We start from the raw sequence: 14,681 nt of genomic DNA, 5'->3' as shown, positions 1-14,681 counted from the left end.
TCTAGAGTTGGATCAGATCGGGAATGCCCACATCGGTGCTCACGTCGGCCGTGTAGTCCACGCCCTCGACGGCAAAGCCGAACAAGCGCAGGAACTCGGTCTTGTAGCCCGCGAAATCGGTCAACTCGTTGAGGTTCTCGCCGGTGACCTGCGGCCAGAGCTCCTGCACGCGCGCCTGCACCTGCGGCGCCAATTCCTTGTAGTCGGCGCGAAGGCGGCCTTCGTCGTCCAGGTGCGGCGTGGCGCCGTACAGGCTGTCGGCGTACAGGCCGTGCACCTGCTCGATACAGCCTTCGTGCGTGCCTTCGGCCTTCATCACCTTGAACAGCAGCGACAGGTACAGCGGCATCATCGGAATGGCCGAGCTGGCCTGCGTGACCACCGCCTTCAGCACCGACACGCGCGCGTCGCCGCCCTTGGCGGCCAGCTGCGCGCGGATGTCCAGCACCTTCTCGTCCAGATCCTTCTTGGCGGCGCCGATGGAGCCGTTCCAGTAGATGTCGTGCGTGATCTGCTCGCCCAGGTAGGTGAAGGCCGTGGTCTTGGCGCCGTCGGCCAGCACGCCGGCCTGCTGCAGCGCGTCGATCCACATCTGCCAGTCTTCGCCGCCCATGACGGCGACGGTGTTGTCGATTTCTTCCTGCGTGGCGGGCTCGAGCACCGACTCCTTCACGGTCCCGCTGTCGGTGTCCAGGCCGCGCAGCGTCACGGCCTTGCCGATGGGCTTGAGCACGGAGTTGAAGACCTGGCCCGTCTTGGGGTGCGTGCGGCGCGGCGCGGCCAGGCTGTAGACCACGAGGTCGACCTGGCCGAGGTCGGCGCGGATGGTCTCGATGGCCTGCTGCTTCACCGCGTCGGAAAAGCCGTCGCCGTTGATCGTCTTGGCGTAGCGCCCCTCGGCCGTGGCGGCGCGGTGGAAGGCGGCGGTGTTGTACCAGCCGGGCGAGCCGGGCTTGGTCGCGCTCCCCGCGCGCTCGAAGCACACGCCCAGCGTGTCGGCGCCGCAGCCGAAGGCCGCGGTGATGCGCGCGGCCAGGCCGTAGCCCGTGGACGCGCCGATCACCAGCACGCGCTGGGCGCCGCCCGCGATGGGGGGCCTGGCTTTGACGTACGCGATCTGTTGCCGGACATTGGCTTCGCAGCCCACGGGGTGGGTGGTGACGCAGATGAAGCCGCGCACGCGGGGTTGGATGATCATGAAAAGCTCGCTCGGTAAGACATTCGGGGGACGGCGGCGGGGCACGTCGCGGCGTCGCGAATTTAACCCAGCCGGCAACAGGCCGATTCATCAGCCCCATATGCATATGTCGATTGACGATTTAATAATCTTGGGTTTTATTGATATGGTTCCGGCCTGAATTTCACTCTGGAGAGAGGACGATCCCCACCATGCGCCACACCCTGCTTGCCGCGGCCCTTGCCGCTTCCGCCCTCCTGACCGGCGTTGCCGCCCATGCGGACCAGCTCGCCGACATCAAGAAGAAGGGCGAACTCGTGGTCGGCGTGCTCGGCACCGACGAGCCCGCCACCTTCATCGATCCGAAGACGCGCCAGATCGTCGGCTACGAGGTCGACCTGGTGAACGCCATCGCGAAGAAGATCGGCGTGAAGCCGGTGCTCAAGCAGATCGCCGTGGCCGCGCGCATTCCCGAGCTGCAGCAGGGCCACGTGGACCTGGTGGCCGCCGGCCTCACGCACAACAAGGAGCGCGAGGCGCAGATCGACTTCTCGCTCACCACCTTCGTCACCGGCCAGAAGGCCATCGTGAAGAAGACCAGCGGCATCACCGAGGTGCCGCAGCTCGGCGGCAAGAAGGTGCTGACCATCCGCGGCGGCACGCAGGAGCCCAACATCCGCAAGGCCGTGCCCACCGCCGAGGTCGTGACCTTCGACACCAGCCAGCAGGCCTTCCAGGCGCTGCAGCAGGGCAAGGGCGTGGGCTACGTCGACGACGAGGCCGCGCTGCTGCGCAGCTACGCCAAGCTGGGCCCGCAGAAGGCGCAGTACGTGGTGCTCAAGCAGAACCTGAGCACCGAGTCGCTGGCCATCGGCATCAAGAAGGGCGAAAGCGGCCTGAAGACCGTGGTGGACGACACGCTGCGCGAGCTCGAGAAGTCGGGTGAAGCGCAGAAGATCTTCATCAAGTGGTACGGCCCGAACACGGCGTCGGGCTTCCAGACGCGCGACTTCAAGCTCGAGACCGACAAGATCGACTGAGCCCGCGCGCTCGGCACACCAGGGGCGGGCCGCCATGCGACCCGCCCTTCGCTTTTGAGCGGCACGGCGCGCATGCGTACCATGTGCGCCCCGGCGCCTTTCGCCGTGCCTCCCGTTTCCCATGCCCCTGTTCGACTATTCGCTGCTGCTGACCGGCCAGTACCACGACATGCTGGTCGCGGGCCTGTGGCTGTCGCTGCAGCTGCTCGCGGTCTCGCTCGTCTTCGCGCTGCCGCTGGCGCTGGTGGTGGCGCTGCTGCGGCTCTCGCCGCTGGCGCCGCTGCGCTGGCTCGGCTTTGCGTACGTGGAATCGATCCGCAACATCCCGCTGCTGGCCCACATGCTGTTCTGGTACTTCGGCGCGCCCGAGCTGCTGCCCGAAGGCATCAAGACCTGGCTCTATGAAGGCCACATCGAGGCCTACAGCGCGATCGTGGCGCTGTCGCTGTACACGGCGGCCTTCATGGCGGAGGACATCCGCAGCGGCATCCGCTCGATCCCGGCCGTGCAGTTCGAGGCCGGCCGCGCGCTGGGCTTCAGCTTCCTGGCCACCATGCGCCGCGTGGTGCTGCCGCAGGCATTGCGCGTGACCGTGCCGCCGCTCATCTCGCAGACCCTGAGCCTGTGGAAGAACACCTCGATCGCCACGGTGATCGGTGTGGCCGAGCTGATGTACCAGGCCGGGCAGGTCGAGAGCGCCACCTTCCGCAGCTTCGAGTCGTTCGCGTTCGCGAGCGCAGCGTACCTGACGGTGTCGCTGGCGATCACCGGCCTGGCGACCTGGTACCACCACCGTTTCCCGGTGCGGACCATCTGAGGCGTTGATGACATGCTAGAGATCATCCACGACTACTGGGTCTACTTCCTCATCGGCCAGTACCCGAACGGCCCGCTCGGCGGCCTGGTGCTCACGCTGCTGCTGGCCTCGTGCGGGCTGGTGCTCGCGCTGCCGCTGGGCATCGTGCTCGGCCTGGCGCGCGTGAGCCCGTGGCGCTGCGTGCGCTGGCCCGTCACGGCGCTGGTGTTCGTGGTGCGCGGCCTGCCGCTCCTGATGGTGATCTTCTGGGCCTACTTCTTCCTGCCCAGCGTCACGGGCGTGAAGACCGACCAGTTCACCACCATGCTGATCGCGCTCGTGATCTTCGATGCCGCCTACCTCGCCGAGATCGTGCGCGCCGGCATCCAGGGGCTGCCGCGCGGGCAGATGGAAACCGCGCGCGCGCTCGGCCTGAGCTACTTCGGCGCGATGCGCCTCGTGGTGCTGCCGCAGGCGCTGCGCAGCATGCTGCCCTCGCTGGTGAACCAGTTCGTCTCGACCATCAAGGAGACCTCGCTGGGCTACATCATCGGGCTGGCCGAGGTGTCGTTCATCGCCACGCAGATCAACACGCAGGTGTTCACCAAGCCGGCGCAGATCTACCTGATCCTGGGCCTGACCTACTTCATCCTGTGCTTCGGCCTCTCGCGCTTCGCCTACTGGCTGGAGCGCCGGCTCGCGCGCCGCGGCCTTCCCGCCGCGCCTCTCAAGGTGCCCGCATGATCGAACTCGAAAAAGTCAACAAGTGGTACGGCAGCTACCACGCGCTGGTCGACGTGACCGAGACCATCCACAAGGGCGAGGTGGTCGTGGTGTGCGGGCCCTCGGGCTCGGGCAAGTCGACGCTGATCCGCACCTTCAACCGGCTGGAGCCGATCCAGTCGGGCCGCATCACGCTCGACGGGCAGGACATCCACGCGCCCGGCCTGGACGTGAACGCGTTCCGCTCGCGCATCGGCTTCGTGTTCCAGCAGTTCAACCTGTTCCCGCACCTGAGCGTGCTGCAGAACTGCACCATGGCGCCGATGCAGCTGCACGGCCTGTCGCGCAAGGAGGCCGACGCGCGCGCGATGGCGCTGCTGGAGCGCGTGGGCCTGGCCAACAAGGCCAATGCCTGGCCCGGCGAGCTGTCGGGCGGCCAGCAGCAGCGCGTGGCCATTGCGCGCGCGCTCGCCATGAAGCCGCCGCTGATGCTGTTCGACGAGCCCACCAGCGCGCTCGACCCCGAGATGGTCGGCGAGGTGCTGCTGGTGATGCGCGACCTCACGCGCGACGGCATGACCATGGTGTGCGTCACGCACGAGATGGGCTTCGCGCGCGAGGTGGCCGACCGCGTGCTCTTCATGGACCAGGGCCAGGTGCTCGAACGCGCCACGCCCGACGATTTCTTCAACCGCCCGCAGCACCCGCGTGCGCAGCAGTTCCTGTCCGACATCCGTTCGCCTTTTTCGAGAGACGCATGACCGACCCATCTCTTCCCCTCATCGACGTCGCGCCGCTCGTGGCCGGCACGCCCGAACGCGCACGCGTGGCGGCGCAGATCGGCGACGCCTGCCGCGCGCATGGCTTCTTCTATGTCACGGGCCACGGTGTCGACGCCGCGCTGGTCCAGCGGCTCGAAGACCTGAGCCACCAGTTCTTCGACCTGCCCGGAGAAACCAAGATGCAATGGCGCATGGCCCTGGGCGGCCGCGCCTGGCGCGGCTTCTTCCCGCGCGGCGGCGAGCTGACCTCGGGCCGCCCCGACTGGAAGGAAGGCCTGTACCTGGGCACCGAGCTGCCCGCCGACCACCCGCTGGTGCAGGCGAAGACGCCGGTGCATGGGCCGAACCTCTTTCCCGACGTGCCGGACTTTCGCGAGACCATCCTCGCGTACATGGACGCCGTCACGCAGCTGGGCCATCGGCTCATGGAAGGCATCGCACTGAGCCTCGGCCTGCCCGCTTCCTATTTCGCCGAACGCTACACGGCCGACCCGCTGATCCTGTTCCGCCTCTTCAACTACCCGACGCAGGCCGTGCCCGAAGGGCTGGACGTGCAATGGGGCGTGGGCGAGCACACCGACTACGGCCTGCTCACGATCCTGCACCAGGACACCGTGGGCGGCCTCGCGGTGCACACGCCGGGCGGCTGGATCGACGCGCCCCCGGTGCCCGGTGCCTTCGTCTGCAACATCGGCGACATGCTCGACCGCATGACCGGCGGGCTCTACAAGTCGACGCCGCACCGCGTGAAGCGCAACACCTCGGGCCGCGACCGGCTGTCGTTCCCGCTGTTCTTCGACCCGAACTTCGAGGCCCGCGTGCAGCGCATCGAGGGCCTGGCTGGCGCCGACGCGCTGGACGACAGCGCCGAGCGCTGGGACCGCGCCAACGTGCACGCCTTCAGCGGCCGCTACGGCGACTACCTGCTGGCCAAGGTGTCGAAGGTGTTCCCGCAGCTGCGGGACGAAGTGCTCTGAACTGAACTGAACACGGGCCCTGACTTCGTCAGGGAAACCAGCGCGGCACGTGCGGCATCGCGTCGTGCAGCGAATCGAGCACCTGGAAGGCCTGCGCGACGATCGCCTCGGGCGGGTGCTTGAGGTCGGGCACCACCACCACGCGCATGCCGGCGGCCAGCGCGGCCTTGGCGCCGTTCTCGCTGTCTTCGAAGGCGACGCAGTCCGCAGGGTCCACGCCCAAGCGCTCGGCCGCAAGGCGGTACAGCGCCGGGTCGGGCTTGGCGCGCGCCACCTCGTCGCCGCCCGCGAAGGCCTCGAAGTGGTGGAGCACGTCGAGGCTGCCCAGGCAGGCCGCGATCTGGCCGCGCGTGGACGACGAAGCCACCGCGCAGCGCGTGCCGCGCCCGCGCAAGGCGGCGAGCAGCTCGGCCGCGCCGGGCTTGATGGGAAAGAGCGGCCGGGCGTCGCCGTCGGCGCGTTCCAGCTGCAGCGCGGCGGTCACCTGCGTCGCCGCGTGCTGGTAGGCGGCGGGGCCGCCGAGCAGCGCGGCAAGGATTTGCTTCGATTCGCTCATGGCCAGCCCCACGCATTGCAGGTACTGGGCGTGCGAAAGCTCGACATCGAGCGTGCGGGCCGCGGCGATCCAGGCGGCCATGATGGGGCGCTCCGAATCGATCAGCAGCCCATCCATGTCAAAAATGGCGGCGGTGAACATCGAGGCGAATCCTAAGCGAGCCACGCAGCGGCTATGAAAAAAGGGGCCATCGGCCCCTTCGTTCGAGAAACGCTGCCGGTCAGTCCCGCGCCAGCGCCCGGTTCAGCCCCAGCGCCGCCAGCGTGCCGAGCGCGCCCGACAGCAGGTAGATGCTCACGAAGGCCAGGCCGAAGTGCGCCGACAGGCCCAGGGCGACCAGCGGGGCAAATGCCGCGCCGATGAGCCAGGCCAGGTCGGCCGTGAGGGCCGCGCCCACATAGCGGTACTTGGGCGCGAAGTTGGAGGTCACGGCGCCGGCCGCCTGGCCGTACGACAGGCCCAGGAGCGCAAAGCCCAGCACGATGAAGATGTCCTGGCCGATGCGTCCGCCGTCGAGCAGCGTGGGCGCAAAGCCGCTGAACACGGCGATCATGGCGGCCAGGCCGCCGAGCGTGAAGCGACGGCCGATGCGGTCGGCGATCAGGCCCGAGGCCACGATGCCGATGGCGCCGAACACCGCGCCGACCATCTGCACGATCAGGAACTCGGTGATCGACTGGTCGGAGTACAGCGAGATCCACGACAGCGGGAACACCGTGATCAGGTGGAACAGCGCGTAGCTGGCCAGCGCGGCGAACGCGCCGATCAGCAGGTTGGCGCCCTGTGAACGGGTCAGCTCGACCACGCTGGTGGGCTGCAGTTCGCGCTCTTCGAGCAGGCGCGCGTACTCGTCGGTGGCCACCAGGCGCAGGCGCGCGAACAGCGCCACGACGTTGATGGCGAAGGCCACGTAGAACGTGTAGCGCCAGCCCCAGTCGAGGAAGTCGGCCAGCGGCAGGCTGGAATACAGGTACGCGAACAGCGCGCTGGCCAGGAAGAAGCCCAGCGGTGCGCCCAGCTGGCCCAGCATGGCGTACCAGCCGCGCTTGTTGGGCGGTGCGTTCAGCGCCAGCAGCGACGGCAGGCCGTCCCACGAGCCGCCCAGCGCCAGGCCCTGGGCAAAGCGGAAGATCGACAGCAGCACGATGGCCGTGAAGCCGATGCTGGCGTAGCCCGGCAGGAAGGCGATGCCGGCGGTGGAGGTGCCCAGCAGGAACAGCGCGATGGTCAGCTTGGTCTCGCGCCCGAAGCGCCGCTGGATCGCCATCGAGATCACGGTGCCGAAGGGGCGCGCGATGAAGGCGAACGAGAAGATCACGAAGGCCCAGAGCACGCCTTCCAGGCGCTGCTCGAAGGGGAAGAACACCGCCGGGAACACCAGCACCGAGGCGATGCCGTAGACGAAGAAGTCGAAATACTCGGAGGCGCGACCGATGACCACGCCGACCGCGATCTCGCCCGGGGCGATGTGCGAATGGTCGGCGTCTGCGGCGCGGGCGCCGCCTTCGGTCGGGTGCGACACAGGCTGGGCGCCTGGTGGACTGATGCTGGACGTCGTCATCTTGCTAGCTGGCTGGCTGTAATTCGGGTGTCATGCCGGGGCACGACACAGGGGAAATTCTGGACACCCTGTAGCGTCTCACCGAATTGCGTTTACCGCCATAGGACAAAACGTCCAATAGGCGGAATCCCTTGGGCGGCGTAGATTGCAGGGTCATTTTTGCGCGGCCTTCGCACTTTCCTCTCCCGGCATGCACATCCTCAAGACCCTTCGCCGAGCGCTTCTGCTGCTTTCCGCCATTTTCCTGGCGGGCTGCAACACGGTGCTGTTGAACCCCTCCGGCGACATCGCCAACCAGCAGGGACGCCTGATCGTCGTCTCCACGGTGCTGATGCTGATCATCATCATCCCGGTGATCGCCCTGACCATCTTCTTTGCCTGGCGCTATCGCCAGTCGAACAAGGAGGCCACCTACAGCCCCGACTGGGACCACTCCACGCAGCTCGAGCTGGCGATCTGGGCCGCGCCGCTCCTGATCATCATCGCGCTGGGCGCGATCACCTGGATCAGCACCCACACGCTGGACCCGTACCGCCCGCTGAGCCGCCTGGACGCGCAGCGCCCGATTCCCGCCGAAACCAAGCCGCTGGTGGTCGAGGTGGTGGCGCTGGACTGGAAGTGGCTCTTCATCTACCCCGAGCAGGGCATCGCCACGGTGAACGAGCTGGCCGCCCCGGTGGACCGCCCGATCAGCTTCAAGATCACGGCCTCGTCGGTCATGAACTCCTTCTTCATCCCCGCGCTGGCCGGCCAGATCTATGCCATGCCGGGCATGGAGACCAAGCTGCACGCGGTGATCAACAAACCGGGCGAATTTGACGGCTTCTCCGCCAACTACAGCGGCGCGGGCTTCTCGGGCATGCGCTTCAAGTTCCACGGCCTGAGCCATGACGGCTTCGACCAGTGGGTGGCCAAGGTCAAGACCGGCAAAGAGGGCGAACTGACCCGCGAGCAGTACAAGAAGCTCGAAGTGCCGAGCGAGCGCGAGCCCGTGCGCCACTACGCCGCGGTCGACCCGGCCCTGTACGACGCCATCCTGAACCTGTGCGTCGACCGCAACAAGATGTGCATGAAGGAAATGATGGCCATCGACGCCGACGGCGGCCTGGGCAAGCCCGGCGCCTTCAACGTCGCCACCAAGCAGGCCTGGCAGGCCGACTCCCTCGACACGCCCAAGCGCAAGTACGTCACCGCGATGTGCACCACCGAAGACTAAGATGTTGCAGAACCTAGACCTGACGAAGCTCGTCTTCGGCCGCCTCTCCTGGGAGGCGATTCCCCTTCATGAGCCCATCCTGCTCGTGACCTTCGCGGCCGTGATCCTGGGCGGCCTGGCGCTGCTGGGCGCCGTGACCTATTTCAAGCTGTGGGGCACCTTGTGGCGCGACTGGATCACCAGCATCGACCACAAGAAGATCGGCATCATGTACATCATCCTGGGCCTGGTGATGCTGCTGCGCGGCTTTGCCGACGCACTGATGATGCGGGCCCAGCAGGCCGTCGCCTTCGGCGACAACGCGGGCTTTCTGCCGCCGCACCACTACGACCAGATCTTCACCGCCCACGGCGTGATCATGATCTTCTTCGTGGCGATGCCGCTGGTCACGGGCCTCATGAACTTCGTGGTGCCGCTGCAGATCGGCGCGCGCGACGTGGCCTTCCCGTTCCTGAACAACTTCAGCTTCTGGATGACCACCTTCGGCGCCGGCCTCGTGATGGCCTCGCTGTTCGTGGGCGAGTTCGCCAAGACCGGCTGGCTGGCGTACCCGCCGCTGTCGGGCATCCTGTTCAGTCCTGACGTGGGGGTCGATTACTACATCTGGTCCTTGCAGATCGCGGGGGTCGGAACACTGCTCTCGGGCGTGAACCTGCTGGCCACCATCGTGAAGATGCGCGCGCCCGGCATGACCATGATGAAGATGCCCGTCTTCACCTGGACCGCCCTGTGCACCAACGTGCTGATCGTGGCCGCCTTCCCGGTGCTCACGGCCGTGCTGGCCCTGCTGTCGCTGGACCGTTACGTCGGCACCAACTTCTTCACGAACGACATGGGCGGCAACGCCATGATGTACGTGAACCTGATCTGGATCTGGGGCCACCCCGAGGTGTACATCCTGATCCTGCCGGCCTTCGGCATCTTCTCGGAAGTGGTCTCCACCTTCTCGGGCAAGCGCCTGTTCGGCTACGCCTCGATGGTGTACGCCACGGTCGTGATCACGATCCTGTCGTACCTCGTGTGGCTGCACCACTTCTTCACCATGGGCTCCGGTGCCAGCGTGAACTCGTTCTTCGGCATCACGACGATGATCATCTCGATCCCCACGGGCGCGAAGATCTTCAACTGGCTGTTCACCATGTACCGCGGCCGCATCCGTTTCGAGCTGCCCATGATGTGGACCATCGGCTTCATGATCACCTTCGTGATCGGCGGCATGACCGGCGTGCTGCTGGCCGTGCCCCCGGCCGACTTCGTGCTGCACAACAGCCTGTTCCTCATTGCCCACTTCCACAACGTGATCATCGGCGGCGTGCTGTTCGGCATGCTCGCGGGCATCACCTACTGGTTCCCGAAGGCCTTCGGCTACAAGCTCGATCCGTTCTGGGGCAAGTGCTCGTTCTGGTTCTGGATCGTCGGCTTCTGGATGGCCTTCATGCCGCTGTACATCCTGGGCCTGATGGGCGTCACCCGCCGCATGAGCCACTTCCAAGACATGTCGCTGCAGATCTGGTTCCAGGTCGCCGCCTTCGGCGCGGTGCTGATCGCGCTGGGCATCGCCTCGTTCCTGATCCAGCTGGTGGTGAGCTTCATCCGCCGCGAGTCGCTGCGCGACACCACGGGCGACCCGTGGAACGGCCGCACGCTGGAGTGGTCGACCTCGTCGCCGCCGCCGGCCTACAACTTCGCGTTCACGCCGCGCGTGCATGACAACGACGCCTGGACCGACATGAAGGCCCGCGGCTACCAGCGTCCGCTGGACGGCTTCAGCCCCGTGCACATGCCCAAGAACACGGCCGCCGGCTTCGTCATCGCGGCGCTGAGCGCGGTGTGCGGCTTCGCCCTGATCTGGCAGATGTGGCTCGTGGCCGGCATCGGCTTCGTGGCCATGCTGGTCGCGATCATCGCCCACACCTTCAACTACAAGCGCGACTACTACATCCCCGCGGAAGAAGTCGTTCGCACCGAAGAAGCACGCACGCGCCTCTTGGCCACCGCCCATGTCTGATACCACCGCCCTCCCCTCCCGGAACGCGAACGCACCGGCGTTCGACCTGTTCCACGTCCGCAACGAGGACCACCACCCCGAGAACGGCACGCTGCTGGGCTTCTGGCTCTACCTGATGAGCGACTGCCTCATCTTCGCCTGCCTGTTCGCGGTGTATGGCGTGCTGGGCCGCAGCTACGCGGCCGGCCCCTCGGGCGCCGACCTGTTCGACCTGCCGCTGGTGGCGATGAACACCTCGCTGCTGCTGCTGTCGTCGATCACCTACGGCTTCGCGATGCTCGAGATGCAGCGCAAGCGCATGGGCGGCGTGCTGCTGTGGCTGGGCATCACGGGCCTCCTGGGCCTGGGCTTCATCGGCCTGGAGCTGTACGAGTTCGCGCACCTGCTGCACGAAGGCGCCGGCCCGCAGCGCAGCGCCTTCCTGTCGTCGTTCTTCGCGCTGGTGGGCACGCACGGCCTGCACGTGAGCTTCGGCATCATCTGGCTCGTCGTGCTGATGGTCCAGCTGCCCAAGCACGGCTTCACCGCCGCCAACCGCCGCCGCCTGATGTGCCTGTCGATGTTCTGGCACTTCCTGGACGTCGTGTGGATCGGCGTCTTCACCTTTGTCTACCTCATGGGATCGATGGCATGAGCGCCCCCGCACACACCGCCACCGCCGCACACGACGGCCACGGCGCACACGACAGCCACGGTCACGGCGACCACCACGACGACGGCCCCGTCAGCCACAGCACCTTCAAGGGCTACATGACCGGCTTCGTGCTGGCCGTGATCCTGACCGCGATCCCGTTCTGGCTCGTGATGGGCAAGGTGATCGCCAACCCGAGCACCACCGCGCTCGTCATCCTCGGCTTCGCCGTGGTGCAGATCGTGGTCCACATGGTGTACTTCCTGCACATGGACGCCAAGTCCGAAGGCGGCTGGAACATGCTGGCGCTGATCTTCACGCTGGTGCTCGTGGTCATCACGCTGGCCGGCTCGCTGTGGGTCATGTATCACATGAACACCAACATGATGCCGGCCATGGTCCACGACATGAAGAACATGCCCTGATGGCCCCGGCCGCCCGCCCGCGCTCCGTTGTCACGCGTGCGGCGCTGGCGGTCTGCGCCCTCCTGGCCTTTGCCGGCTTTCTTGCGCTCGGCACCTGGCAGGTCGAGCGCAGGGCCTGGAAGCTCGATCTCATCGCCCGCGTCGACCAGCGCGTGCACGCCCCGGCCGCCGACGCGCCGGCGCGACCCGAATGGCCCACGGTCAACGCGGCCAACGACGAATACCGGCACGTGCGCCTTCGCGGCACGTTCCTCCATGACAAGGAAGCGCTGGTGCAGGCCAGCACCCGGCTCGGGGCCGGCTTCTGGGTGCTGACCCCGCTGCGCAGCGCCGACGGCAGCGTCGTGCTCGTCAACCGCGGCTTCGTGCCGCCTGAAGCGCGTGAACGCGCGGCGCGCACCGCGCCCGAGCCCCAGGGCGATACCACCGTGGCCGGCCTGCTGCGCCTGACCGAACCCAAGGGCGGCTTCCTGCGCACGAACGACCCCGCGGCCGACCGTTGGTTCTCGCGCGACGTGCAGGCCATTGCCGCCGCGCGCGGCCTGGCCGACGTGGCGCCCTACTTCGTCGATGCCGAGGCCGGGCCCGCGCCCGCACAGGCCACGCCCACGTGGCCGGCGGGCGGCCTGACGGTCATCGCCTTCCCCAACAGCCACCTCGTCTACGCCCTCACCTGGTACGGGCTGGCGCTGATGGTGCTCGGCGCCTACGGGTTCGTGTGGCGCGACGACCGGCGCCGACGGGCATCGCAAGACGGTAGCGGCGAAAATGCACCGCATGCCGACGCCGCACGCCCCGACCCCGCCGATGCCCGCCGCGACTGACAAGCTCGTCGCGGTGGCCGGCGAGCTGCACGCCCCGCGCGCGGGCGTCGCGAGCCTGGACAACGCCATCGGCCACCAGAACATGCAGCAGCTGATCCAGCTGCGCTGGTTCGCCGTGGTCGGGCAGGTGGCCACCATCCTCGTGGTGCACTACGGCTTCGGCATCCGCCTGCCGTTGAACCACATGCTGCAGGTGCTCACCTGCCTCGCGCTGTTCAACATGGTGAGCCTGCTGCGCCTGCGCATCCACGGCCGCGTGACCAACGAAGAGCTGTTCGTCGCGCTGCTGGTCGACGTGGCCACGCTCACGGCCCAGCTGTACCTCAGCGGCGGCGCCACCAACCCCTTCGTCTTTCTGTACCTGCTGCAGGTGATCCTGGGCGCGGTGCTGCTCAAGGCCTGGTCGACCTGGACCATCGTGGTCATCACCGGCCTGTGCTTCGCGGGCCTGGCGCTGTTCTCGCGCCCGCTGCCGCTGCCGCTGGACCACGACCGCGGCCTGTGGAGCCCCTACGTGCAGGGCATGCTGGTGTGCTTTGCGCTCAACGCGGCGCTGCTGGTGGTCTTCATCACGCGCATCAGCCGCAACCTGCGCGTGCGCGACGCGCGGCTGGCCGACCTGCGCCAGCGCGCCTCCGAAGAAGAACACATCGTGCGCATGGGCCTCTTGGCCTCGGGCGCGGCGCACGAGCTGGGCACGCCGCTGGCCACGCTGGCCGTGATCCTGGGCGACTGGCGCCGGCTGCCGCACTTCAGCTCCGACCCCGAGCTGCTGCAGGAAGTGGCCGAGATGGAAGTGCAGATCCAGCGCTGCAAGAGCATCGTGAGCGGCATCCTGCTGTCGGCCGGCGAGACGCGCGGCGAGTCGTCCGAAGAGACCACGGTGCGCACCTTCCTGGACGACCTGGTCGAAGAATGGCGCACCACGCGCCCGGTCGAGGAGTTCGACTACGAGAACCTGTTCGGGCAGGACCTGCCCATGGTGTCCGACTCGGCCATCAAGCAGATGGTGTGCAACGTGCTCGACAACGCACTCGAGGCCTCGCCGCACTGGCTGCGCCTGGAAGCCACGCACGACGCCGACGCGCTCACCATCACCGTCACCGACGCGGGCCCCGGCTTCATGCCGGCCATCCTCGCGGAGTTCGGCAAGCCCTACCAGTCGAGCAAGGGCCGCCCCGGCGGCGGGCTGGGCCTGTTCCTGGTCGTGAACGTGGCGCGCACCCTGGGCGGACGCGTCGCCGTGCGCAACCGCCCCGAGGGCGGCGCCATCGTGACCATCACGCTGCCGCTGGCGGCCATCGTGCTCGAAGAGGACGACGAAGCAGCCGCCCCCCTCGCGGACAACGCCGCCCCCCAAGCCCCGAGCAGCCCATGACCCACACACCCGACACCGCCGAAGTCCGCCAGCTGCTCATCGTCGAGGACGACGAGGCCTTCGCGCGCACGCTCGCGCGCTCCTTCGAGCGGCGCGGCTACGTGGTGGTGCATGCGCGCAACCTCGAGGAGGTGGAAGCGCTGCTCGAGGAAGGCGACGGCCCCTCGCCCGGCTACGCCGTGGTCGACCTGAAGCTCAACGGCGAGGCCTCGGGCCTGGCCTGCGTGCAGATGCTGCACCGGCACGACGCCGAGATGCTGATCGTGGTGCTCACCGGCTTCGCGAGCATCGCCACCGCCGTCGAGGCCATCAAGCTCGGCGCCTGCCACTACCTGGCCAAGCCCTCGAACACCGACGACATCGAGGCCGCCTTCGGCCGCGCCGCCGGCACCACCGAGGTCGAACTGACCAACCGCTCCACCTCGATCAAGACGCTGGAGTGGGAGCGCATCCACGAGATGCTGGCCGAGACCGGCTTCAACATCTCGGAAACCGCGCGCCGGCTCGGCATGCATCGGCGCACATTGGCACGCAAACTCGGCAAACAGCAGGTCAAGTAACATGATCTGCCGGTTTCGCGAATTCTT

General features: G+C 67.5%; 15 protein-coding genes. 12 read left to right on the top strand and 3 right to left on the bottom strand.

Annotated features, from left to right (window positions below):
- Position 1: 1 nt before the first annotated feature.
- Entirely contained in the window at positions 2-1,198 is a 1,197-nt protein-coding gene (gene fabV / locus AC07OX_RS07390) for an enoyl-ACP reductase FabV (protein ID WP_495260770.1), read from the bottom strand.
- Positions 1,199-1,389: 191 nt separating this feature from the next.
- Between fabV and AC07OX_RS07385 the strand changes: the two genes are divergently transcribed.
- From AC07OX_RS07385 to AC07OX_RS07365, 5 genes are all read left to right on the top strand, one after another.
- The gene (locus AC07OX_RS07385; protein WP_095946445.1) at positions 1,390-2,217 is read left to right on the top strand and encodes an ABC transporter substrate-binding protein; all 828 of its coding nucleotides are present in this window, start codon (positions 1,390-1,392) and stop codon (positions 2,215-2,217) included.
- Between the two features lie 121 nt (positions 2,218-2,338).
- Positions 2,339-3,034, top strand: a complete 696-nt coding sequence (locus AC07OX_RS07380; RefSeq protein ID WP_099792089.1) for an amino acid ABC transporter permease — start codon at positions 2,339-2,341, stop codon at positions 3,032-3,034.
- A gap of 12 nt (positions 3,035-3,046) precedes the next feature.
- The gene (locus AC07OX_RS07375; RefSeq protein ID WP_070061508.1) at positions 3,047-3,757 is read left to right on the top strand and encodes an amino acid ABC transporter permease; all 711 of its coding nucleotides are present in this window, start codon (positions 3,047-3,049) and stop codon (positions 3,755-3,757) included.
- Positions 3,754-4,497 carry an amino acid ABC transporter ATP-binding protein gene (locus tag AC07OX_RS07370; protein ID WP_099792091.1) on the top strand — a complete coding sequence of 248 codons (744 nt, stop codon included), beginning with the start codon at positions 3,754-3,756 and terminating at the stop codon, positions 4,495-4,497. The genes AC07OX_RS07375 and AC07OX_RS07370 overlap by 4 nt, the downstream gene beginning before the upstream one ends.
- Complete coding sequence (locus AC07OX_RS07365) at positions 4,494-5,495, top strand: isopenicillin N synthase family dioxygenase (RefSeq protein WP_495260771.1); 1,002 nt, start codon at positions 4,494-4,496, stop codon at positions 5,493-5,495. The genes AC07OX_RS07370 and AC07OX_RS07365 overlap by 4 nt, the downstream gene beginning before the upstream one ends.
- A gap of 28 nt (positions 5,496-5,523) precedes the next feature.
- Here AC07OX_RS07365 and AC07OX_RS07360 read toward each other — a convergent pair whose 3' ends face one another.
- Complete coding sequence (locus AC07OX_RS07360; RefSeq protein ID WP_095743979.1) at positions 5,524-6,192, bottom strand: HAD family hydrolase; 669 nt, start codon at positions 6,190-6,192, stop codon at positions 5,524-5,526.
- Positions 6,193-6,271: 79 nt separating this feature from the next.
- The gene (locus AC07OX_RS07355; protein ID WP_095743978.1) at positions 6,272-7,612 is read right to left on the bottom strand and encodes an MFS transporter; all 1,341 of its coding nucleotides are present in this window, start codon (positions 7,610-7,612) and stop codon (positions 6,272-6,274) included.
- 190 nt (positions 7,613-7,802) lie between these two features.
- On the opposite strand from AC07OX_RS07355, the gene cyoA reads away from it, so the two are divergent.
- The 7 genes from cyoA to AC07OX_RS07320 are packed head-to-tail and all read left to right on the top strand — an operon-like array spanning position 7,803 to position 14,654.
- On the top strand, positions 7,803-8,828 hold the full coding sequence (cyoA, locus tag AC07OX_RS07350) for a ubiquinol oxidase subunit II (RefSeq protein WP_062469097.1): 1,026 nt from the start codon (positions 7,803-7,805) through the stop codon (positions 8,826-8,828).
- Between the two features lies 1 nt (position 8,829).
- The gene (gene cyoB / locus AC07OX_RS07345; RefSeq protein ID WP_492734214.1) at positions 8,830-10,836 is read left to right on the top strand and encodes a cytochrome o ubiquinol oxidase subunit I; all 2,007 of its coding nucleotides are present in this window, start codon (positions 8,830-8,832) and stop codon (positions 10,834-10,836) included.
- Complete coding sequence (gene cyoC / locus AC07OX_RS07340) at positions 10,829-11,470, top strand: cytochrome o ubiquinol oxidase subunit III (protein WP_062469091.1); 642 nt, start codon at positions 10,829-10,831, stop codon at positions 11,468-11,470. The genes cyoB and cyoC overlap by 8 nt, the downstream gene beginning before the upstream one ends.
- On the top strand, positions 11,467-11,892 hold the full coding sequence (cyoD, locus tag AC07OX_RS07335) for a cytochrome o ubiquinol oxidase subunit IV (protein ID WP_369631730.1): 426 nt from the start codon (positions 11,467-11,469) through the stop codon (positions 11,890-11,892). Before cyoC ends, cyoD begins: the two co-directional genes overlap by 4 nt.
- Positions 11,892-12,716, top strand: a complete 825-nt coding sequence (locus AC07OX_RS07330) for an SURF1 family protein (RefSeq protein ID WP_495260772.1) — start codon at positions 11,892-11,894, stop codon at positions 12,714-12,716. Before cyoD ends, AC07OX_RS07330 begins: the two co-directional genes overlap by 1 nt.
- Positions 12,700-14,094, top strand: a complete 1,395-nt coding sequence (locus AC07OX_RS07325; RefSeq protein ID WP_492685820.1) for an ATP-binding protein — start codon at positions 12,700-12,702, stop codon at positions 14,092-14,094. Before AC07OX_RS07330 ends, AC07OX_RS07325 begins: the two co-directional genes overlap by 17 nt.
- Positions 14,091-14,654 carry a response regulator transcription factor gene (locus AC07OX_RS07320; protein WP_062469084.1) on the top strand — a complete coding sequence of 188 codons (564 nt, stop codon included), beginning with the start codon at positions 14,091-14,093 and terminating at the stop codon, positions 14,652-14,654. Before AC07OX_RS07325 ends, AC07OX_RS07320 begins: the two co-directional genes overlap by 4 nt.
- The last annotated feature ends 27 nt before the right edge of the window (positions 14,655-14,681 follow it).

Source organism: Variovorax sp. GW821-FHT09D07 (genome assembly GCF_059416345.1).
Note: the sequence above shows the minus strand (reverse complement) of the source record. Positions and strands in the feature narration are given on the sequence as shown.

Bases quoted from the DNA above. Each gene is read 5' to 3' on its own strand.
- fabV (WP_495260770.1), bottom strand. From the start codon at position 1,198: ATGATCATCCAACCCCGCGTGCGCGGCTTCATCTGCGTCACCACCCAC.
- AC07OX_RS07385 (WP_095946445.1), top strand. From the start codon at position 1,390: ATGCGCCACACCCTGCTTGCCGCGGCCCTTGCCGCTTCCGCCCTCCTG.
- AC07OX_RS07380 (WP_099792089.1), top strand. From the start codon at position 2,339: ATGCCCCTGTTCGACTATTCGCTGCTGCTGACCGGCCAGTACCACGAC.
- AC07OX_RS07375 (WP_070061508.1), top strand. From the start codon at position 3,047: ATGCTAGAGATCATCCACGACTACTGGGTCTACTTCCTCATCGGCCAG.
- AC07OX_RS07370 (WP_099792091.1), top strand. From the start codon at position 3,754: ATGATCGAACTCGAAAAAGTCAACAAGTGGTACGGCAGCTACCACGCG.
- AC07OX_RS07365 (WP_495260771.1), top strand. From the start codon at position 4,494: ATGACCGACCCATCTCTTCCCCTCATCGACGTCGCGCCGCTCGTGGCC.
- AC07OX_RS07360 (WP_095743979.1), bottom strand. From the start codon at position 6,192: ATGTTCACCGCCGCCATTTTTGACATGGATGGGCTGCTGATCGATTCG.
- AC07OX_RS07355 (WP_095743978.1), bottom strand. From the start codon at position 7,612: ATGACGACGTCCAGCATCAGTCCACCAGGCGCCCAGCCTGTGTCGCAC.
- cyoA (WP_062469097.1), top strand. From the start codon at position 7,803: ATGCACATCCTCAAGACCCTTCGCCGAGCGCTTCTGCTGCTTTCCGCC.
- cyoB (WP_492734214.1), top strand. From the start codon at position 8,830: ATGTTGCAGAACCTAGACCTGACGAAGCTCGTCTTCGGCCGCCTCTCC.
- cyoC (WP_062469091.1), top strand. From the start codon at position 10,829: ATGTCTGATACCACCGCCCTCCCCTCCCGGAACGCGAACGCACCGGCG.
- cyoD (WP_369631730.1), top strand. From the start codon at position 11,467: ATGAGCGCCCCCGCACACACCGCCACCGCCGCACACGACGGCCACGGC.
- AC07OX_RS07330 (WP_495260772.1), top strand. From the start codon at position 11,892: ATGGCCCCGGCCGCCCGCCCGCGCTCCGTTGTCACGCGTGCGGCGCTG.
- AC07OX_RS07325 (WP_492685820.1), top strand. From the start codon at position 12,700: ATGCCCGCCGCGACTGACAAGCTCGTCGCGGTGGCCGGCGAGCTGCAC.
- AC07OX_RS07320 (WP_062469084.1), top strand. From the start codon at position 14,091: ATGACCCACACACCCGACACCGCCGAAGTCCGCCAGCTGCTCATCGTC.